This window comes from Streptomyces djakartensis (assembly GCF_014651075.1).
In the GTDB taxonomy this organism is placed as follows: domain Bacteria; phylum Actinomycetota; class Actinomycetes; order Streptomycetales; family Streptomycetaceae; genus Streptomyces; species Streptomyces djakartensis.
In genome coordinates this window covers 136,843-156,327 of the sequence record NZ_BMWE01000004.1, presented here as the reverse complement: position 1 = coordinate 156,327, position 19,485 = coordinate 136,843, and the positions used below count along the sequence as shown (strand labels likewise).

Genomic DNA, 19,485 nt, shown 5'->3' with positions numbered 1-19,485 from the left:
CTCAACGAGGTTGGATCGGCCATGAAAGGAACGAAATGAGCCACATGTGACGTTTTATGCCACAGAGGCAACGCAGGTGCCGGCCGGCGGCGACCTGAAGGTGGCCAGCCCTGTGCCTCACGCGGGCGGGGCGAGGGCGGGGAGGTCCCCGTCCCGGCCGTGTAACAGGGAACCGTCGCGCACGTAACACGGCCGAAGCACGCTGAACTGCATGCAGAACACCGCCACGCCCACGCACTGCCCGTACTGCGCCCTGCAGTGCGGGATGAACCTCACGCCTGCACCGGACGGGACCGTCGAGGTGAGCGAGCGGACCGACTTCCCGGTGAACCGGGGCGCGCTGTGCGGCAAGGGCCGTACGGCGGCGGCGGTGCTGGCGCGCGACGTCCGCCTGACCTCGCCGCTGGTGCGGGACGAGGGCGGCGCGCTGGTGCCCGCCTCCTGGGACGAGGCGCTGGAGAGGATCGCCGAGGCGCTGCGCCGCACGCGTGCCGAGTACGGGCCGGACGGGGTCGGGGTGTTCGGCGGGGGCGGCCTGACGAACGAGAAGGCGTACACGCTCGGCAAGTTCGCGCGGGTCGTGCTCGGCACGTCCCAGATCGACTACAACGGCCGTTTCTGCATGTCGTCGGCCGCGGCGGCCGGCATCAAGGCCTTCGGGCTGGACCGGGGGCTGCCTTTCCCGCTGGAGGACATCCCGAGGACCGGCTGCGTGATCCTGGTCGGCTCGAACCTCGCGGAGACCATGCCGCCGTCCCTGCGGTTCCTCACCGAGCTGAAGGAGAACGGCGGCACGCTCGTCGTCATCGACCCGCGCCGCACGAAGACCGCCGAGCAGGCGGACCTGCACCTGGCGCCCCGGCCGGGCACGGACCTGGCCCTGGCGCTGGGCCTGCTGCACCTGGTGATCGCCGAAGGGCGGGTGGACGAGGAGTACGTCCAGGAGCGGACCGTGGGCTGGGAGGACGCCCGGGCCGCCGCGATGGCGCACTGGCCGGAGTACGTGGAGCGGATCACGGGGGTGTCCGTTCCCCAGCTGCGGGAGACCGTACGGCTGTTCTGCGAGCCGGAGTCGGCCATGGTGCTCACCGCGCGCGGGCCCGAGCAGCAGTCCAAGGGCACGGACACGGTGGGCGCCTGGATCAACCTGTGCCTGGCCACCGGCCGGGCGGGCCGCCCGCTCTCCGGGTACGGCTGCCTGACCGGGCAGGGCAACGGCCAGGGCGGGCGCGAACACGGGCAGAAGGCCGACCAGTTGCCGGGCTACCGCAAGCTCGACGATCCGGCGGCGCGGGCACATGTCGCCGAGGTGTGGGGCGTGGACCCGGACTCACTGCCCGGCCCGGGGCGCAGTGCCTACGAGCTGCTCGACGCGCTGGGCACGGACATCCGCTCCCTGTTGCTGATGGCGTCCAACCCGGTGGTGTCGGCGCCGCGCGCCGCCCACATCGAGGAGCGCATCAGGTCGCTGGACTTCCTGGCCGTCTGTGACGTGGTGCTGTCGGAGACGGCGGAACTCGCCGACGTGGTCCTGCCGGTCACGCAGTGGGCGGAGGAAACGGGCACGACGACCAGCCTGGAGGGCCGCGTCCTGCTGCGCCGCCAGGCCGTCACGCCACCCGACGGCGTCCGCAGCGACCTGGAGGTCCTGCACGAACTGGCCGCCCGGCTGGGCGTGGAGAAGGGCTTCCCGACCGACCCGGAGGAGGTCTTCGAGGAGCTCCGCAGGGCGAGCGCGGGCGGAGCGGCGGACTACTCGGGGATCACCTACCGGCGGCTGGCGGAGGAGAACGGGGTGTTCTGGCCGTGTCCGGCGGTGGAGGCGGAGGAGCCGGCGGGCAGCCCCTCCCCCGCGACCGGTTCGGCGGACCCCACGGCCGACACAGCCGGCCGCTCAGCCGTCGTCGGCGACCCGGCGAGCCGCCCGGCAGCCGGTGACGCGACAGGCCCGGCGCACCCCGGCACCCCCCGCCTCTTCCTCGACCGTTTCGCCACCCCCGACGGCCGCGCCCGGTTCGTTTCCGTCTCGCACCGCGCGACCGCCGAGGAACCCGACGACGAGTACCCGGTGCTGCTCACCACCGGGCGGGTCGTGGCGCAGTACCAGTCCGGGGCGCAGACCCGGCGGGTCACGGAACTCAACGCCGCGGCGCCCGGGCCGTTCGTGGAGCTGCATCCACGGCTGGCGGCCCGGCTCGGGGCGGCCGAGGGCGACCCCGTCGCCGTCGTGTCCCGGCGGGGCCGGGCCGTGGCACCCGCCCGGATCACCAACGCCATCCGGCCCGACACCGTCTTCATGCCGTTCCACTGGCCGGGCGAGGGCCGCGCCAACTCCCTCACCAACCCCGCGCTCGACCCGACCTCCAGGATGCCGGAGTTCAAGACGTGCGCGGTGCGGTTGGAGGCGGTGCGGCCTTAGACCGTGCCCTCCGTGGTGAGGCGGGCGGGGGCGCAGCACAGAGGTAGTGCGCCGCGACGTCATCTCGGAGGACGTCGGTTCGAATCCGACCGCCCCGCTCCCTCCAGTCCAGGACGCCGCCCCCTGGCCCGAATCTGTGGCCGGTGACGAGGTACGCGCCGATTCGGCGACAACCGCCCTGCCTCGTCGCCCCGGAGGGCGAAGCTGCACCGGAATGGTCGCGGTGTGCCATCGACTCGGTGAACATGCGGGCCCTGAGTGGGACCGATAGGGCTCGCGGTGAAGTGCGGTATCGGGCGGCATCGACGGACCGAGCCCGCCGTAAGCGGGCCGGTGCGGCCCGACATCCTCCGGGTGGACGAATTCCTTCCCGTCGCGTGAGATGGGCCAATCAACCGGTGGGAGGATGAACACATGGTCACCGCCACGGTTTTCACGCCGCTGTTGATGGTGGCGCTGCTGGTGTTGGCACTGATCGCGGGCGGGTTCATGCGCTCGCTGAAGGGCGGATTCCTGATCGCCGCCCTTCTCGGGATCCCGCTCTTGATCAACCACCTCACCTTCAGCTGGCTGCTGGCCGGACAGGTGGTGCTCATGTTCGCCGTGCCGCTGCTTTTCGGGCAGGGCAGCCAGAACAGCGGCCATGAGAAAAAGCCCGGTTGAGGTTCTCGTCCGCCCCGGCCTGGGCAGTAGGGGCGGTGAAGACCCGCTCAGGAGATGGTTCCGGCCCAGGCGCCGCCCTGCTGCATCCCGGGGCGCGTGTCCGGGGCCCGGAGTGCACACGCGCCCCTACGACAACCTGACCGTCGGCATCCCGCACCGCGGACACACACAAGGGTCGTGACCCGGCGCGGCTCAACCGACGCCGACCGCGCTCCAGGCCGCTGCCACCGCCTTCCGCTCCGCGCTGTCAGCGCCGTAGAGGTCCCCGGCCGCGTTCAGGGTGGCCTTGCGTGCGCCCGCGTAGTCGGTGGAGGACGTCATGTAGACCGTGAGGGCGCGGTACCAGATCTTGCCCAGTTTGGCCCGGCCGATGCCCTGCACCGTGGAGTCGTCGCAGGTCGGGGAGGTGTAACTGACGCCGTTCAGCGTCTTCTTGCCGCTGCCCTCCGCGAGCAGGTACGCGAAGTGGTTGCCCACGCCCGAGGAGTAGTGGACGTCGAGGTCGGCCAGTTCCTCGCTCCAGCAGTCGGCGGACTTGCCGTCCCTCGACGGCTTGTCCATGAAGCGCAGGGCCTCTCGGCCGAGGCCGGAGCGGACGACCTTCTCGCCGATCAGCCAGTCGCCCGGGTCCTCGGCGTTGCCCGCGTGGAACTCCACCAGCGTGCCGAAGATGTCCGAGGTGGCCTCGTTCAGGCCGCCGGGCTCGCCCGAGTACGTCAGCGCCGCCGTCTTCGATGTCACGCCGTGGGACATCTCGTGCCCGGCGACGTCCAGTGAGACCAGCGGGCCCATCACCTTCCCGTCGCCGTCGCCGTACGTCATGCAGAAGCAGTTGTCGTCCCAGAAGGCGTTGTTGTAGGCCTTGCCGTAGTGGACTCGGTTGAACGAGCCCTTGCCGTCGCCGGCGATGCCGCTGCGGCCGTGGACGTCCTTGTAGTAGTCCCAGGTGACGTCCGTGCCGTACTGGGCGTCCACCGCGACCGTGGACCGGTCGGCGGTCGTGCCCGTCCCCCACTGGTTGTCGGCGTCCGTGAAGACCGTCGCGGGGGCGCGGGTCAGGCAGACGGTCAGCAGGCACCGGTCCGTCTTGTTCGCCGCGTCGCCGGTGTACGTGCCGCCGCGCGTCGCGTCCTTCAGCCGGTACGTCGAGCCGGACCTGGTCGTCTCCAGCGCAACCGTGCCTCCGTAGAGGGACTCGCCGTCGCCGGAGGCCGACTCCATGGTGTCCCAGGTGTCTATTCGGGCGCCGGTGGCCGCGTCGGTCAGCACGGTGCGCCCGACCGGGTTGCCGAGTTCGTCGTGTGCCACCGCGTCGGTCTGCCAGGCCAGCCTCGGGGCGCCGTGCAGGGCGTCGACGACCAGCCGGGGCCTGGCGGTCAGCTTCTCCAGGGTCTCGCCGAGGTGCGCCGCGCGCAGCAGGCTCGCCGCGAGGTCGGCGGCCTTCGGGGCGGTCACCTTCGGTGTGACGGTGTCGAGGGAGAGCTCCGACCTCGTCGCCCTGCTGGTGCCGCGGTACGTGCCGTCCGGGTTCAGGTGGACGACGAAGTCGCCGCCGAGGACGGGGAGTCGGTGGTAGGTGCGGTCGTAGCGGACGTGCCGGGTGCCGTCCTGGTCCACGACGACGTCCCGGACCTTCGTCTCCTGGGCCGGGGTGAGGCCCAGTTCCGCGGCCCGGTCGGAGAGGACCGTCTCCGCGCTCTCGATCGCGTCGGACCGGGTCGGCCGGTCCTCCGCCAGGGCGGCCGGCGAGAGGGCGGCGGCCAGCAGGGCGGCGGTGCCGGTGACGGCCACACCCGTGGTGGCGAGACGGGAACCCCGGGCGGTGCGTATCCGACTCATCGGTCTCCTCATACGGGCGCGCCCGGTCGCGTGGGGTCGACCGGGTGCGGCGTTGATGTTGACCGCGAGTTAAGGCGGCCCGGACATGTCATGTCCATAGGCCCGATGTGGAGGTGTGTGAGGGTGGAGAATCGTTCCTGTGACCTTGCCCTTCTTCGTCTACGGCACCCTCCGCCCCGGCGGGGTGAACCACGGCACCTTCCTGCGCGGCCGCACCCGCTCCGCGGAACCGGGGCGCCTCGTGGGAGCGGTGCTGTACGAGGGGCCCGGCTACCCGTACGCGGTCGAGGAGCCGGGCGGCGGCGCGGTCAGCGGGGAGCTGGTGACCGCGCTGCCGGAGACGTACGCGGAGCTGCTCGCCGAGCTCGACCGCCTGGAGGAGTACGTGCCCGGCGACCCGCGCAGCCTGTACGAACGCGTCGAGCGGAAGGTCGTACGGGACGCGGACGGGGCGACGGTCCGCGCCTGGGTGTACGTGGCCGCGCCCGCCGTCGCCGCACGGCTCCGGGCCAGGGGCAGGCCGATCCCGGGCGGTGACTGGCGGGCGCGGGGGTGAGGGCGGGGCGCCGCGGGAGGTGAGCGGGCCGTTCCGGGCAGGTGGCCGCGGGTCAGCCCGCGTACGGCCACCTCTCCCTGGCCTCCCGCAACGCCCGTCCCCACCACACCAGTTGGTCCAGCATGGCCTTCGCCGCGGCGTCCGGGCCCGCCGGGTCCCGCAGGGTGCCCTCGTCGTCGAAGGAGGCACCGGCGTTGTGGAAGGAGACGGTGTCGCGGACCGTCACGGCGTGGAGCTCGGCGAAGACCTGACGGAGATGCTCCGCGGCCCGCAGGCCGCCCGCCAGTCCGCCGTAGGAGACGAGGGCGACGGGCTTGGCCCGCCACTCGCCGTAGTGCCAGTCGACGAGGTTCTTCAGGCCCGCCGGGAAGGAGTGGTTGTACTCGGGCGTGAGGACCACGAAGGCGTCCGCCCCGGCCAGCTTCGGGGTGATGCCGGCCAGCGCGGCGGTCGCCTCGGGGGTCCGTTCGAACGAGGTCGGCAGCTCGGCGCCGGCGACGTCCACCACCTCGGCGGTCAGGTCGTCCCGGCCGCGGAGGTGGCTCAGGAGCCAGTCGGCCACGACGGGGCCGAAGCGGCCGTGGCGGTTGCTGCCGACGACGAGGGTCACGCGGAGAGGACCGGTCGCGGGCGGGGCTGCGGTGGGTGCGTGGGTAACTGCTGTGTCCATGCCGCAGAGCCTCGTACCTCAACCATTGTTGAGGTCAAGCCGTGATGCGCGCCACCCTCGGATCACCCGTTCACACCCGCGCCCGGCCCTTTTCCTCGCCTCGCCCAGTGAACCCCTGTGACCTGCCCAAACTGCGCCGAGCAGCCGTAGCCGCCACTCACCCTGACACCCATTCACCTCAATTCTGACGACCCATCAGAAAGCGGGGTCGGCCCGTTGCCCGTTACCTCTGGAGGGCAGGTGCACGACCGAACCGCTCGAAGGAGCACCGATGCGACGTACCGCCCGGCCGCTGACCGGCACCGCGCTCGCCGTCACCGCCGTGGCCCTCGCCGTCGCCCCCGCGTACGGCGTGCCCGCGTACGGCGTGCCCGCCGACGAGGTGCGGGTGGACCCGTCGGCGGCCGTCCCGGGCGACCGGGTCACGGTCCGCACCTCGGCCTGCGGGGAGGGCGGCACGGCGACGGGCGACGCCGGCGCGGTCGGGGCCGGCCCGCTGGGTCTGGCGCCGGAACCGGGCGAGCGGGACGCGACCGGGCGGTTCAGGGTGCCGCCGAGCGCGCAGCCGGGGACGTACGAGATCAGAGCGACGTGCACCGCGAGCGGCCGGCGGGTCACGGGTGATCTGGTGGTGACGCTGACGCCGGCGCGGGAACGGGTGCAACCCCGGGGAGGTGTGAAGACGGGGGTCGGCGGCGCCCTGGGCCCCGACCCCGTGCAGACCGCGGCCGGTGTGGCGGCCTTGGCCGTCGCCGCCGCGGGCGGTACCTGGCTCCTGCATCGCCGGGCGAGAGGCGACGGGATCTGACGGGCACCCTCCGCTGCCCGTCGCCGGTACCGCGTGCCCCTCCCCTCCGGGTCCGACGCCCCTCGCGGCCCGGAGGGGGTGCGGGGGCGCGGGTGCGTCAGGGGGTTCGCGCGCCCGCCCGGCCGGCGGCCGGTGCCCCGCCCAGGACGTTGGCCCTGCCCCATGCCCCCAGTGGCTCCAGCGCCTCGTTGAGCGAGACGCCCCGGGGTGTCAGCGAGTACTCGACGCGGGGCGGCACCTCGTCGTACGCCTCACGGTGCACGAGCCCGTCGGACTCCATCTCCCGCAGGTGCGAGGCGAGGACCTTCTCGGTGACCCCCGGCAGTTCCCGGCGCAGCTCGCCGAAGCGGCGGGGCCGCTCGTTCAGCGCCCAGAGGATCAGCACCTTCCACTTGCCGCCGATCAGGTCCATCGCCGCGTCGATCCCGCAGACGTACGCCCCCGGCCGCCCCGCCGTCGCCATACCCGGCACCCTCCCCCTCCTGCTGCCTGCACCCTTTCCCCGGGGTAACCACCCACTCCGAAGTGCGTACTTGAGCGGACCGCCCCCCGCGACGAGCCTAAACGCCATGACCCACAACCCAGTTGCCTCCCCCAACCCCGTTGCCTCCCCCGCCCCCCTGACCCTCCTCGGCACCGGCGCGATGGGCACGGCCCTCGCCCGTGCCTGGCTCGCCGCCGGGCACGAGGTGACCGTCTGGAACCGCACGCCCGCGCGGGCCGAGGTCCTCGCCGCCGAGGGCGCCACGGTCGCCAGGACCGCCGCGGAGGCGGTGGCCGCGAACCGGCTCGTGGTCGCCTGCCTGCTCGACGACGCCTCCGTGGACGCGGCCTTCGAGGGGGCGGACCTCACGGGGCGGGACCTGGTGAACCTCACCACGGGCACCCCCGCCGAGGGCCGCGCCCGCGCCGAGTGGGCGGCCGCGCGCGGTGCCCGTTTCCTGGACGGCGGGATCATGGCCGTACCGCCGATGATCGGGGCCCCGGAGTCCGGCGCCTACGTCTTCTACAGCGGCTCCCCCGAGCTCTTCGCCGAGCACCGCGAAACCCTCGCCATTCCGGCCGGCACCCGCTACGTCGGTGCCGACGCGGGCCTCGCCGCGCTGCACGACGTGGCGCTGCTCAGCGCGATGACGGGCATGCTCGCGGGCATCGCGCACGCCTTCGCGCTGATCCGCCCGGAGGACATCGCGCCGAAGGACTTCGCGCCGCTGCTCGCCGAATGGCTGACGGCGATGATGCCGGCCGTGCACCAGAGCGCCGAGCGGCTGGAGAGCGGCGACTACACCAGCAACGTCGTCTCCAACCTCGCGATGCAGGTCGCCGGCAACACCACGCTGCTGCGCACCGCCGAGGAGCAGCGGGTCAGCCCGGAGCTGCTGACGCCGTACATGGAGCTGATGGCGCGGCGGCTCGCGCAGGGGCACGGCGACGAGGACGGTACCGGCATCATCGAACTGCTCGGCCTGCGGCCGGGGGTGTCCGCCTAGGTGTGCGGCCGGGCCGGGCCGTTGGGTCCGGAGATGGCGCCGAGCTGGGTGAGGCCGGCCAGCACGTCGGTGCAGGTCCAGTACTCGACGAACTTGCCGCCGGACACTCGCAGGATGTCGTGGCCGCTGAAGGAGATCTCCGTGCCGACCGGTGCCGTCGCATGGTCGAGGCCGCCCGTGTAGCGGGCGCGCATCGTCCATCGCGCCGCGATCAGGTCACCCTGGACGATCGGCCCGACGTCCACGGTGATGGTGATGTCGCCGAACGCCGCCATGGTCTGCTCGATCTCGGGAAGCAGTCGCGCGGGACCCCTCGACGCTTCCGAGTCAGTGCCGTCCGGTCGCGCCTGATGGACGACGAAGTCCGGGTCGAGGATCTCCGGGGCATGGCTGAAGTCTCCGCGCCATAACTCGGACCAGCGGCCGTACAGTTCGCGCATCCGCCAGGCGGGCAAGGTGCTCACGGTGTTCTCCAAGGAGGTAGAGTTTGCGTCACGCATCATGTGCGTGACGCAATTTCTTCGCAACACATTATCTTCGTGGCGCATTATCTGCGTGACACAGGAATTGAAGAGGTGGAGGCCGAGCCTTGTCAAACCGGAATCGCGCGGACCTGCTCGCGGCCGTCACCGTGGCCGCCCGGCGCCAGCACGCCGCCTACGCCCTCTTCAACCAGGCCATGGCGGACCGCCTCGGCCTGCACCCGACGGACCTGCAGTGCATCAGCCTGCTCGGCCTCGAACCAGGGCCTCTGACCACGGGTGAGATCGCCAAGCTGACCGGCCTCACCTCCGGTTCGGCCACTCGGCTCGTCGACAGGCTGGAGCGAGCCGGGCTGGTCGAGAGGCGGCCCGACCCGCACGACCGCAGGAGAAGCCTGATCTCGCTCACCGCGCGGCGCTCCCCGGAGGCGGACGCGGCGTGGGACGCGCCGGGCAGCGCCTTCGCGCAGGCCCTCGACGACTTCACCGACGACGAACTCGCGGTGGTCGAGCGGTACCTGCACCGCGCCACGCAGGTGGGGTCCGAACAGGCCGAACGGCTGCGCGGGCGGTAGCCGGGGCAGATCGGGCCCCTGGAGCGGGTCTCTCCGGCGGGGGCGCCACCGCCGACCGTGACATCGACGGCAACTGCAGGAACCGGCGCAGGACTTGGCGTGCCCGCGGAGTGAATCCTTGGCGTACGATTTCGCGAATGAGAGCAAGATCGCGCATAGCCACAGTCATCGGCGGCATTGCCGCCGCCACCATGCTGACCATCACCAGCGCCTCCGCGGTGGACGGGGACGAGCGCGCCACCTCCACGGGAGGGCCGGACAGCGGTGCAATCTGCACCTCCGGCGGTTCGTGGTCTCAGGCGTGCTTCTACCATGAGGGTGACTGGTTCGGCGTCAGGGACACCTACGAGGATGGCCTCTCAGCCGTCATCGAGTGGTTCTTGCAGGTGCCCACCACCGGCGAGAAGGTGCGCTCCGGACGCATCTGGAACCCTGACGGTGTCGACGCGGGATGGCGCTCGAAGAACAAGGACTTCACCGAGGGCTACTACGTCAACTTCAGAGCTTGCAGGGGCAGTTACTCGAGGCTGAATGTGCAAGCCGGCTCCTGCAGCCCTTGGCACGCGAAGAAGGCCTGATGTCCTGAGTCGGGAACTCGGTCGAAAACTCCGGCGAGGCCGTTCGAGGTCTCTGTCCGCGGTCCGCGTCCGGACGAACCGCTTCGGATCAACGATCCAGGCTGGGCATCCAGGTCGAGGCCGGGCGGGCGCCTTGGCGTCCCCGCCGGAGACGGCGGCCGAACTGGCCCGAGACACGCCCACCCGACAGCAGCGCCGGCGACAGCAGCAGTCCGCCGCCGCCGGCCACGGCGTCGATCCACCCGGCGGCGAGGGCCGCGAGGCAGAGCAGGACGATCACGGTCAGGGATATGCCGGGCATGATCGAGACCCTGTGCGAGGCCGGTGCGACGCCCTCTCACAGCCCGCCGCCGCCACCTGCCGGGAACCCTCACAGCCCGCCGCCGCCACCCGCCGGGAACCCTCACAGCCCGTCGCCGCCGCACCCCGGGAACCCTCACAGTGCGCTGTCACCGCACCTCAGGAAGCCTCACACCGGTCCCCCGCCCCCGCTGAGGGCAGCGTTCCCCGTGGGAAACAGACGTGATGCTGCCGGGTAACACCGGCACCGCACGCTCAAGGACATGACCTCGAATGAGCGTGTGGTGGTGATCGGCACCGGCCTCGCGGGCGTACGGCTCGCCCGGCGGCTCGGTGAGCTCGGCACGCCCGCGCTGCTGATCGGCGAGGAGGAGCACCGGCCCTACAACCGGGTGCTGCTCGCCGAGGTGCTGGCCGGACGATACAGCCCGGAGGTGATCGCCCTGCCGGCGCCCGCGGAGCTGCGGCGCGGCCGGGTCACCGGCATCGACCGCGACGGAAGGACCGTCGAACTGGCGGACGGCTCGCTGGTCTCATACGACCGGCTCGTCCTCGCCACCGGATCCAACCCCGTCCTGCCGCCGCTGCGCGGGCTGTTCACCCCCGACCACGTCCTGCCCGAGGGCGTGCACGCCTTCCGCACCATGGACGACTGCCTGGGCCTTTCCAAGGCGGTACGGCCCGGGGCGCGGGCGGTCGTCATCGGCGGCGGGCTCCTCGGGGTCTCCGCGGCCCGCGCGCTCGCGCTGCGCGGCGCCCAGGTCGTCCTCGCCCAGCAGTCCGAGCGGCTGATGGAGCGCCAGCTCGACCCGGCCGCCTCGAAGCTCGTCAAGCGGCACCTGAACGACCTGGGCGTCGAGGTGCACACCGAGTGCCGCGTCCGGGACGTGCGCTGCGTGGGCGGCGCCGTCCGCTCCGTGGAGATGGCCGACGGGTACGCGCTCGACGCGGACCTCGTCGTCGTCGCCTGCGGGGTCCGCCCCCGGGTGGGTCTCGCCCAGGCCGCCGGCCTCGACGTCCGCAAGGGCGTCGTCGTCGACGACGAGCTGCGCACCTCCGACCCCCGCATCCACGCGATCGGCGACTGCGCCCAGCACGACGGCGTCCTCTACGGACTCGCCACCCCCGCGCTGGAACAGGCCGACGCCCTCGCGGAACTGCTCGCCGGTGACGCGACCGCCCGCTACACCGGCACCCGCTCCCTGACCCGGCTCACGCTGAACGGGCACGACAGCCCCTTCGACCTCGCCGCGTTCGGCGAGACCGAGGCGCTCCCGGGCGACGACGTCGTCCAGCTCACCGACGCCACCCGCGGCACCTACCGCAAGGTCGTCGTCCGCGACGACCGCCTGGTCGGCGGGGTCCTCGTCGGCGAACTCGGCACCGTCGGCGCGCTCGCCCGCGCCTGGGAGGGAGCAGAGCCGCTCCCCTCCGACGGCGGCCCGCTGCTCCACCTGCTCACCAACGATGGAGGCTCCTGATGACGGCCACCCTGGGGGCCACCCCCACGATCGTGCTCGTCGGCCACGGCATGGTCGGCCAGCGCTTCCTCGAAGCGCTCGCCGAGCGCGGCCTGACCGCCACGCACCGCGTGGTCGTGCTCTGCGAGGAGCCGCGTCCGGCCTACGACCGCGTCGCCCTCACCTCGTACTTCTCGGGCAAGACGCCGGAAGACCTGTCCATGACGGACATGGAGTTCATCAAGGACCACGGCATCGAGCTGTACATCGGCGACCCGGCGGTCGCCGTCGACCGTGACGCGAAGAAGGTCACCGCCCGCTCCGGCGAGGTCTTCGAGTACGACACGCTCGTCCTCGCCACCGGCTCCTACCCGTTCGTGCCGCCGGTGCCCAACAAGGACGCCGAGGGCTGCTTCGTCTACCGCACGATCGAGGACCTGCTCGCGATCGAGGAGTACGCGAAGACGAGGGCCACCACGGGTGCCGTGGTCGGCGGCGGCCTGCTGGGCCTGGAGGCCGCGGGTGCGCTGAAGGGCCTGGGTGTCGAGTCGCACATCGTGGAGTTCGCGCCCCGGCTGATGCCCGTACAGGTGGACGAGGGCGGTGGCGCCGCCCTGCTGCGCACCATCGAGGAGATGGGCCTGAGCGTCCACACCGGTGTGGGCACGCAGGAGATCGTCGTCGGCGAGGACGGTGCCGTGACCGGCATGAAGCTGTCCGACGGCTCCGAACTGGCCACCGACATGGTGGTGTTCAGCGCCGGCGTGCGGCCCCGCGACCAGCTCGCCCGGGACTGCGGTCTCGACGTCGGCGAGCGCGGCGGCATCACCGTCGACGAGCAGTGCCGCACGGTCGGCGACCCGCACGTCTTCGCGATCGGCGAGTGCGCGCTGGCCGCCGACGGCCGGGTGTACGGCCTGGTGGCGCCCGGTTACGAGCAGGCGGAGACCGCGGCGGCCACGATCGCCTCGGACGAGGCGTCGTTCACCGGCGCCGACCTGTCCACCAAGCTGAAGCTGCTCGGCGTGGACGTGGCGTCCTTCGGCGACGCGCACGGCACCGCCGAGGACTGCCTGGACGTCGTCTACTCCGACTCCCGCGCGGGCCTGTACAAGAAGCTGGTCATCGGCCGCGACGGGACGCTGCTCGGCGGCATCCTGGTCGGCGACGCGGAGGCGTACGGCACGCTGAAGGCGTTCACCGGCTCCGTCCCGCCGGTCTCGCCCGAGTCGCTGGTACTCCCGGCCGGTGCCGGGGAGTCCGCCCAGCTCGGCCCGTCCGCGCTGCCGGACGACGCGATCGTCTGCTCCTGCCACAACGTCTCCAAGGGCGCGATCCGCGGCGCGGTCACCGACCACCAGTGCACGACCGTGCCCGAGGTGAAGAAGTGCACCAAGGCCGGCACGGGCTGCGGCTCCTGCGTGAAGGTCCTCGGCCAGCTCGTCAACGCCGAGCTGGAGGCCAGCGGCATCGAGGTCGACAAGGGCCTGTGCGGCTGCTTCGGGCAGACCCGCGAGGAGCTGTACGAGATCGTCCTCGCCCTGCGCATCAACACCTACCAGGAGCTGCTGGACCGCTACGGCCGCGAGGAGGCCCGGGGCGGTGACGGCTGCGAGATCTGCAAGCCGGCCGTCGGCTCCATCATCGCCTCCCTCGCCCCGGCGATCGGCGCGAGCGGCTACGTCCTCGACGGCGAGCAGGCGGCCCTGCAGGACACCAACGACCACTTCCTGGCCAACCTGCAGAAGAACGGCTCGTACTCGGTGGTGCCGCGGATCCCCGGCGGTGAGATCGCCCCGGAGAAGCTGATCGTCATCGGCGAGATCGCCCGCGACTTCGGCCTCTACACGAAGATCACCGGTGGTCAGCGCATCGACATGTTCGGCGCCCGCGTCGAGCAACTGCCCCTGATCTGGGCCCGGCTGGTGGACGCCGGCTTCGAGTCCGGTCACGCCTACGGCAAGTCGCTGCGCACGGTGAAGTCGTGCGTCGGGCAGACCTGGTGCCGCTACGGCGTCCAGGACTCCGTCCGCATGGCGATCGACCTGGAGCTGCGCTACCGGGGCCTGCGCTCCCCGCACAAGCTGAAGTCGGCGGTCTCCGGCTGCCAGCGCGAGTGCGCGGAGGCCCAGTCGAAGGACTTCGGCGTCATCGCCACCGCCAACGGCTGGAACCTCTACGTCGGCGGCAACGGCGGCGCGACCCCGCGCCACGCGGACCTGCTCGCGCAGGATCTGTCGGACGCCGAACTGGTCCGCCTGATCGACCGGTTCCTGATGTTCTACATCCGCACGGCCGACCGGCTGGAGCGCACCTCGACCTGGCTGGAGCGGATCCCCGGCGGCCTGGACCACGTCCGCGACGTGGTCGTCCACGACTCGCTCGGCATCTGCGACGAGCTCGAGAGCCTGATGCGGGCGCACGTCGCGCACTACCGCGACGAGTGGGCCGAGACCATCAACGACCCCGAGAAGCTCGCCCGGTTCGTGTCCTTCGTGAACGCCCCGGACACCCCGGACCCGGTCGTCGCCTTCGTGCCGGAGCGCGACCAGATGAAGCCCGACCTGCCGCTGCTGTCCATCGGTATGCGACCCGCCGACGTTCTGGAAGGAAGCACCCAGCGATGACCCTGGCACCCGAGACCACCGAGCTGAAGATCGAACTCGCCCTGGACGGCGACTGGTTCCCGGTCTGCGACCTGAGCACGCTGCTCCCGGGCCGCGGGGTGGCGGCGCTGCTGCCGGACGGCCGCCAGGCAGCGATCTTCCGCGACCGCTCCGGCGAGCTCTTCGCCATCGACAACCGCGACCCGTTCACCGGCGCGGCGGTCCTCTCCCGCGGCCTGACCGGCACCCACCAGGGCCGCCCCTTCGTCGCCTCCCCGCTGCTCAAGCAGCGCTTCGACCTGGCCTCCGGGCAGTGCCTGGACGACGAGGCGGTACAGGTCACGGTGTACAAGGTCCGCGCCGCGTAGGAGCGCCCGACTGGGAACACCCCTCTTCGGAGGGGTGTTCCCGTCGCGTCCGTTGCCCGCCTTCGCGCTGTGGACGTCACGCCTTCCAGGCGCCGTACGTCACCCCGGTCAGCTCCTCCGACGCGGCCCACAGCCGTTCCCCGGCCGCGTCGCTGAGGGTCCAGGGCGCCCGCCAGGAGGGTGCGGGCGACCCGCGCCACATCGCGAAGGACGGACCGGTGAAGGAGTCGGGCGGTACGCCGGGCTGTGTCGCGGCGTACAGGATCGGCAGGGCGCCCGCCTCGGCCGACTGGGCGAGGAAGCGGTTGCCGATCCGCATGAACCGCTCGGCGGCCCGGCGGCCCTCGGCCCGCAGACCGGCCGTCTGGAGGTTGGTCGCCGCGTACCCGGGGTGGGCCGCGACCGCCACCAGGTCGCTGCCGTGGGCCGCCGCCCTGCGCGCCAGCTCGTGTGTGAACAGCAGGTTCGCCGTCTTGGAGCGGGCGTACGCGGTCCAGCGCCGGTAGCGCCGCTCGCTGCCCAGGTCGGTGATGTCGATGTTGGCGAGCGCGTGCGCCGGGCTGGACACGGCCACGACTCTCGCCTCCGGCGCCGCGAGCAGCGCCGGCAGCAGCAGGCCGGTGAGGGCGAAGTGCCCCAGGTGGTTGATCCCGAACTGCGTCTCGAATCCGTCCGCCGTCGTCCCGTACGGCAGCGCCATCACCCCGGCGTTGTCGACGAGCACGTCCAGCCGCTCGTACGGGAACCCGGCCGCGAACGCGCGCACCGCTCGACCCGGGCCTGCGGCACTTCGGCACGGAGCCGGTCCAGGGCCGCGTTCCCCCGGGCCTCGCTCCGGCAGGCGAGCACCACCCGCGCGCCCTTGCGGGCCAGCTCCCGTGCCGTGACGAGGCCGATCCCGCTGTTGGCTCCGGTGACCACGGCGACGCGGCCGCTCTGGTCGGGGATGTCGTGCGTGGTCCAGCCTGGCATGACGGGCTCCCTCCGCGGTGGCACGACCAGCCTACGAGGGGCTGCCGGCTGTCGGCGACGGTGTGGGACCGGCGGCCCTGGCGCAGTGCGGCCAGTCACCGAAGTCGCGGTCCCGGCTCCACAGCCTTCTCGCCGCCTGGATGTTCCACTCCGGGTCCAGGGCCTGGCGCGGTGTGCCTCCGAGTTCGCGCAGCCGGGCGTCGGAGATCTGGAACAGGCCCCGGTTCCGGGTGCCGTTGGTGTTGGGCAGGATGTGCAGCGGGTCGAGGAAGGACTGGCAGTCGGCGATGGCGACCGCCTTGTCCGGCGCCTCGGGGAACACCTCGCGAACCCGCTCGCGCACCTTTTCCGGCGGCCAGACGCCCATCCGGACGTCCGAGGTGTAGAGCGCCCTCTTGGTGGGTTCCTCGACGACGCCGTTGGGCCGGAGACCGGTGAGCACCTGGAAGGCGGTGACGCGGCGCTGCGTCTGCGGGCCGAAGCTCCCGTCGACGTCGATGTCCGCTCCCTTGGCGTGCAGGAGCCGCTGCACCTCCCGTACGCACTCGTCCTGTTCACCCATGGCGACCACGGGTGGGCAGTTGGCGGAGAACAACGGCCGTCCGTCACCGGTGCTCCGCCCTCCGCCGCCGCTGCCGGACGGCGCGCGGCCGCTCTCGGGCAGCTGCGGCTGATCCGCCCCCTCGCACCGGGTGGCGTGCACGCGTACTCGCGCGTGCACGCCACCGCGGCATGTCCGGCGGGTCAGCCCACGAGGGGCGAGCCCGGCCGCTGTTCCTCCGCGAGAGGCCGGGTGTCGAGGTAGAACCACTCGGCGTCGGCGGATGGCCAGGGCGGTGGTCCCACCGGTTCCTGCACCGTCGCGGCGACCGGGCGCCGGGGCAGCGGCGCCTGAGCGCCGGCGGCGGCCGGGGAACGGGCCGGCTTCGTCTCGCCCGGCATCAGCAGTTCCACCCGTAGTCCCAGGCCCCGCTGCTGGGCGGTGAACTCCTCGACCTGGTTGCGGCAGGCGTGGTCCAGGTGCGTCACGCCCGTCAGGTCGAGCCGGATCCGCTGCTTGCCGGAGGCGGCGGCGGCCTCCAGCGCCTCGATCACCTGCGGCAGCCGCAGGAACGTGGCGTTGCCCGCCATGACGACCTTCGCCGTGTCCTCCTCGATGTGCTGGCGGATCACGGTCTGCGACATGCGCAGCGCGGCCAGCAGGATTCCCGCGGCGACACCGAACAGCACGCCTTCCAGCAGCGCGGTCGCCACGATGACGAGCATGGTCGTCGTCATCACCGCGAACTCGCCCTTGTCCTGCCGCCACATCTTCGGGAACTCCGCGGGCGCGAACAGCTTCCAGCCGCTGTGCACGAGGACACCGGCCAGCACCGAGATCGGGATCAGCGCGAGGACCTGCGGCAGCAGCAGCGCGAACAGCAGCAGCCACAGGCCGTGCAGCGTGCGGGAGAGCCGGGTCTTGGCACCGGCCTGGACGTTGGCCGAACTGCGGGCCACGACCGCGGTGACGGGGAGCGCGCCGAGGATGCCCGCGACGGTGTTGCCGGCGCCCTGCGCGATCAGCTCGGTGTTGTAGCGGGTGCGCGGCCCGCTGTGCATGCGGTCCACGGCGGCTGCCGTGAACAGGCTCTCGGCGGAGGCGATGACCGTGAAGGTGAGGATGGCGGTGATGATCGCCCCGTCCGTGAGCCGGGCGAACTGCTCCGCCCCGGGCACCTGTACGGACGCGAGCAGGTTGCCCACCTGGAGCGTCTTCACGTCCACTCCGGGCAGCGCGGCGACGACGATGCCGATGCCCACGGCGACCAGTGCGGCCGGGATCTTCCCGGCCGGGCCGGGCACCTTCTTCCACACGAAGCTGAGCACGATCGTGACGACGCCGAGCAGGGTGGCGATCATGGCCTGCGGGTTCGTCAGGACGGCGGCCAGCAGCCCGGGGATTCCGGCCATGTTCTCCAGCGCGGTGCCCGGGGCCTTGGCGTCCGCCATCGGATAGGCCTGGCTGAAGATGAGCGGTACGCCGATGCCCGCCAGCATGCCCTGCACGACGGCGACCGAGATGGCCTGGAACACCCGGCCCAGCCGCACCAGTCCCAGCACGATCTGGAGGAGGCCGGCGAACAGCACGATCACGCCGAGCATGGCCACGCCGACTTCGGCGACGGTCTCCGCGACCAGCGCGGCGAGTCCGGCGGCCGGGCCGCTGACCTGGAGCGTGCTGCCCCGGACCGCGCCGACGACCAGACCGCCGATCACCCCGGAGATGATCCCGAGCTCGGCGGGGACGCCGGAGGCGACGGCTACGCCGATGCAGAGCGGCAGTGCGACGAGGAAGACGACGAGCGAGGCGGTGATGTCGGTGACGAGATCGCCCTTGGCCCCGCCCTTGCCGCCGACGGTCTTCGCACCACGCGTCACCCTGGCGATCAGCCCGCCCAGCGCACCGCCGACCGGCCCTCCCATCGGCCGTCCGGCCTCGCCCGGTGCCGGACCGCCGCCGGGGGCACCCGCCCGACGTCCCGGCGGACCACCCGGTAGACCGCCCACCGTGCGGCCGGACGGACCGCCCATCGCGCTCCCCAGGCGTCCGCCCACCGGCCCGGTCGCCTGCCGGCCGGCGCTCCCTCCGACGTAGCCCGCCCCCCAGTCCGCGTCACCCCCCGCGTGGCCGCCGGCGGACCCCCAGCCCGCGGCCCCTTCCCCACGACCGCCCGGGCCCCAGTCAGCGGCACCCTCCCCTCTGCCGCCTGGACCCCAGTCAGCGGCACTCTCCGTGAAGCCGGACGCGCCCCAGTCCCCGGCGCCCCCCTCGGGCACGGCCGAGCCCCAGTCCGCGCCATCGCCGGAGAATCCGCCCGTTCGCCAGTCGCCACCGCCGGGGAACCCGCCCGTTCCCCAGTCGGCGTCGCCTCCCCCGGAACCGGCGGGCCCCCAGCCCGCGGCACCCCCACCGGTGCCGCCCGCCGGGCCCCCCGGCGCGGTACCGCCCCGTGCCCGGCCCCTCGCGTGCGCCCCGCTCACGCGGCATGCACCCGGAAGTCGCCGTCGTCGCCGAGTTCGTACACGAACGCCGTGTCGACCTCGTAGTACCAGCCGTGCAGCCGCAGTCGGCCGGTGTCGAGCCGCTGGCGCACCCCCGGGTAAGTCCGCAGGGCCGCCAATTGGTTGACGACGTTGCCCTGGGACACCTCCGGCAGCGACGGGTCGTCGGGAGCGGTCTGGAGGACGGGGGTGAGTTCGGGGCGGGCGATGCGCAGCCAGGCGTCGACGCCGGGCAGCCGGGAGAGGTCGTCGCCGGACTTCAGCGCGCCCATCGCGCCGCAGTGTGAGTGACCGCACACCACGATGTCCTGAACCCCGAGCACCTCCAGCGCGTACTCGATGGTGGCCGCCTCTCCGGAGGCCCCGGGCCGTCCGTAGGGCGGCACGATATTGCCCGCGTTGCGTAGCTCGAATATCTCTCCGGGTCGCGCACCGGTGATCAGTGCGGGTATGACCCGCGAGTCCGAGCAGGTAATGAACAACGCCTCCGGATATTGCCCTTCAGCCAGTTTCCGGTATTCACCGCTGTCGAAATCGATGCGCGTCCTGAAGGTGCGCGCACGGTCCAGCAAAGCCTTCAACTCGGCCTCCTGAGCTGCGAGTTCAACCTGTGCACCACACCGTAGACGGACGACCTACAGCGGAAGGTTAAGC

General features: G+C 72.3%; 18 protein-coding genes and 1 pseudogene. 10 read left to right on the top strand and 9 right to left on the bottom strand.

What is annotated here, in order from left to right; translation table 11 throughout:
• Positions 1-211 precede the first annotated feature (211 nt).
• Together IE212_RS08590 and IE212_RS08585 are read left to right on the top strand one after the other, a co-directional pair.
• Positions 212-2,419, top strand: a complete 2,208-nt coding sequence (locus IE212_RS08590) for a molybdopterin oxidoreductase family protein (RefSeq protein WP_190197124.1) — start codon at positions 212-214, stop codon at positions 2,417-2,419.
• A gap of 414 nt (positions 2,420-2,833) precedes the next feature.
• The gene (locus IE212_RS08585) at positions 2,834-3,082 is read left to right on the top strand and encodes a hypothetical protein (RefSeq protein ID WP_190197123.1); all 249 of its coding nucleotides are present in this window, start codon (positions 2,834-2,836) and stop codon (positions 3,080-3,082) included.
• 192 nt (positions 3,083-3,274) lie between these two features.
• Here the strand turns inward: IE212_RS08585 and IE212_RS08580 are convergent, their stop codons facing one another.
• A complete protein-coding gene (locus tag IE212_RS08580; RefSeq protein ID WP_190197122.1) occupies positions 3,275-4,921 on the bottom strand; it encodes a M4 family metallopeptidase in 1,647 nt (548 codons plus the stop codon).
• Positions 4,922-5,060: 139 nt separating this feature from the next.
• Here IE212_RS08580 and IE212_RS08575 point away from each other — a divergent pair, with 139 nt between their 5' ends.
• A complete protein-coding gene (locus IE212_RS08575) occupies positions 5,061-5,477 on the top strand; it encodes a gamma-glutamylcyclotransferase family protein (protein ID WP_190197121.1) in 417 nt (138 codons plus the stop codon).
• A 52-nt stretch (positions 5,478-5,529) separates the two neighbouring features.
• Here IE212_RS08575 and IE212_RS08570 read toward each other — a convergent pair whose 3' ends face one another.
• Entirely contained in the window at positions 5,530-6,147 is a 618-nt protein-coding gene (locus IE212_RS08570) for an NADPH-dependent FMN reductase (RefSeq protein ID WP_190197120.1), read from the bottom strand.
• 271 nt (positions 6,148-6,418) lie between these two features.
• Here IE212_RS08570 and IE212_RS08565 point away from each other — a divergent pair, with 271 nt between their 5' ends.
• On the top strand, positions 6,419-6,955 hold the full coding sequence (locus tag IE212_RS08565; protein ID WP_190197119.1) for a GVDTG sorting domain-containing protein: 537 nt from the start codon (positions 6,419-6,421) through the stop codon (positions 6,953-6,955).
• A gap of 97 nt (positions 6,956-7,052) precedes the next feature.
• On the opposite strand, the gene IE212_RS08560 is transcribed toward IE212_RS08565, so the two are convergent.
• On the bottom strand, positions 7,053-7,418 hold the full coding sequence (locus tag IE212_RS08560; RefSeq protein WP_190197118.1) for a winged helix-turn-helix transcriptional regulator: 366 nt from the start codon (positions 7,416-7,418) through the stop codon (positions 7,053-7,055).
• Between the two features lie 106 nt (positions 7,419-7,524).
• Here IE212_RS08560 and IE212_RS08555 point away from each other — a divergent pair, with 106 nt between their 5' ends.
• The gene (locus IE212_RS08555; RefSeq protein ID WP_190197117.1) at positions 7,525-8,445 is read left to right on the top strand and encodes an NAD(P)-dependent oxidoreductase; all 921 of its coding nucleotides are present in this window, start codon (positions 7,525-7,527) and stop codon (positions 8,443-8,445) included.
• On the opposite strand, the gene IE212_RS08550 is transcribed toward IE212_RS08555, so the two are convergent.
• A complete protein-coding gene (locus tag IE212_RS08550; RefSeq protein WP_229864140.1) occupies positions 8,442-8,909 on the bottom strand; it encodes an ester cyclase in 468 nt (155 codons plus the stop codon). The two genes, IE212_RS08555 and IE212_RS08550, sit on opposite strands and share 4 nt — an antisense overlap.
• 125 nt (positions 8,910-9,034) lie before the next feature.
• Here IE212_RS08550 and IE212_RS08545 point away from each other — a divergent pair, with 125 nt between their 5' ends.
• A complete protein-coding gene (locus IE212_RS08545) occupies positions 9,035-9,502 on the top strand; it encodes a MarR family winged helix-turn-helix transcriptional regulator (RefSeq protein WP_190197116.1) in 468 nt (155 codons plus the stop codon).
• A 137-nt stretch (positions 9,503-9,639) separates the two neighbouring features.
• Positions 9,640-10,080 carry a hypothetical protein gene (locus IE212_RS08540; protein WP_190197115.1) on the top strand — a complete coding sequence of 147 codons (441 nt, stop codon included), beginning with the start codon at positions 9,640-9,642 and terminating at the stop codon, positions 10,078-10,080.
• 88 nt (positions 10,081-10,168) lie between these two features.
• Here IE212_RS08540 and IE212_RS35395 read toward each other — a convergent pair whose 3' ends face one another.
• Positions 10,169-10,381: a hypothetical protein gene (locus IE212_RS35395; protein ID WP_268250614.1), complete on the bottom strand. Its 213-nt coding sequence runs from the start codon at positions 10,379-10,381 to the stop codon at positions 10,169-10,171.
• A 262-nt stretch (positions 10,382-10,643) separates the two neighbouring features.
• Here IE212_RS35395 and IE212_RS08530 point away from each other — a divergent pair, with 262 nt between their 5' ends.
• The 3 genes from IE212_RS08530 to nirD are packed head-to-tail and all read left to right on the top strand — an operon-like array spanning position 10,644 to position 14,814.
• A complete protein-coding gene (locus tag IE212_RS08530) occupies positions 10,644-11,861 on the top strand; it encodes an NAD(P)/FAD-dependent oxidoreductase (protein WP_190197114.1) in 1,218 nt (405 codons plus the stop codon).
• The gene (nirB, locus tag IE212_RS08525; RefSeq protein ID WP_190197113.1) at positions 11,861-14,467 is read left to right on the top strand and encodes a nitrite reductase large subunit NirB; all 2,607 of its coding nucleotides are present in this window, start codon (positions 11,861-11,863) and stop codon (positions 14,465-14,467) included. Before IE212_RS08530 ends, nirB begins: the two co-directional genes overlap by 1 nt.
• Entirely contained in the window at positions 14,464-14,814 is a 351-nt protein-coding gene (nirD, locus tag IE212_RS08520; RefSeq protein WP_190197112.1) for a nitrite reductase small subunit NirD, read from the top strand. The genes nirB and nirD overlap by 4 nt, the downstream gene beginning before the upstream one ends.
• Positions 14,815-14,890: 76 nt before the next feature.
• Here the strand turns inward: nirD and IE212_RS08515 are convergent.
• The 4 genes and pseudogenes from IE212_RS08515 to IE212_RS08500 form a co-directional block, all read right to left on the bottom strand.
• Positions 14,891-15,786: pseudogene (locus IE212_RS08515) on the bottom strand (oxidoreductase).
• Positions 15,787-15,817: 31 nt separating this feature from the next.
• The gene (locus IE212_RS08510; protein ID WP_229864139.1) at positions 15,818-16,489 is read right to left on the bottom strand and encodes a peptidoglycan-binding protein; all 672 of its coding nucleotides are present in this window, start codon (positions 16,487-16,489) and stop codon (positions 15,818-15,820) included.
• Between the two features lie 41 nt (positions 16,490-16,530).
• Positions 16,531-18,252 (bottom strand): SulP family inorganic anion transporter, encoded by a 1,722-nt coding sequence (locus tag IE212_RS08505; RefSeq protein WP_229864137.1) that lies wholly within the window; start codon positions 18,250-18,252, stop codon positions 16,531-16,533.
• A 554-nt stretch (positions 18,253-18,806) separates the two neighbouring features.
• On the bottom strand, positions 18,807-19,412 hold the full coding sequence (locus IE212_RS08500; RefSeq protein ID WP_190197110.1) for a carbonic anhydrase: 606 nt from the start codon (positions 19,410-19,412) through the stop codon (positions 18,807-18,809).
• Positions 19,413-19,485: the final 73 nt, after the last annotated feature.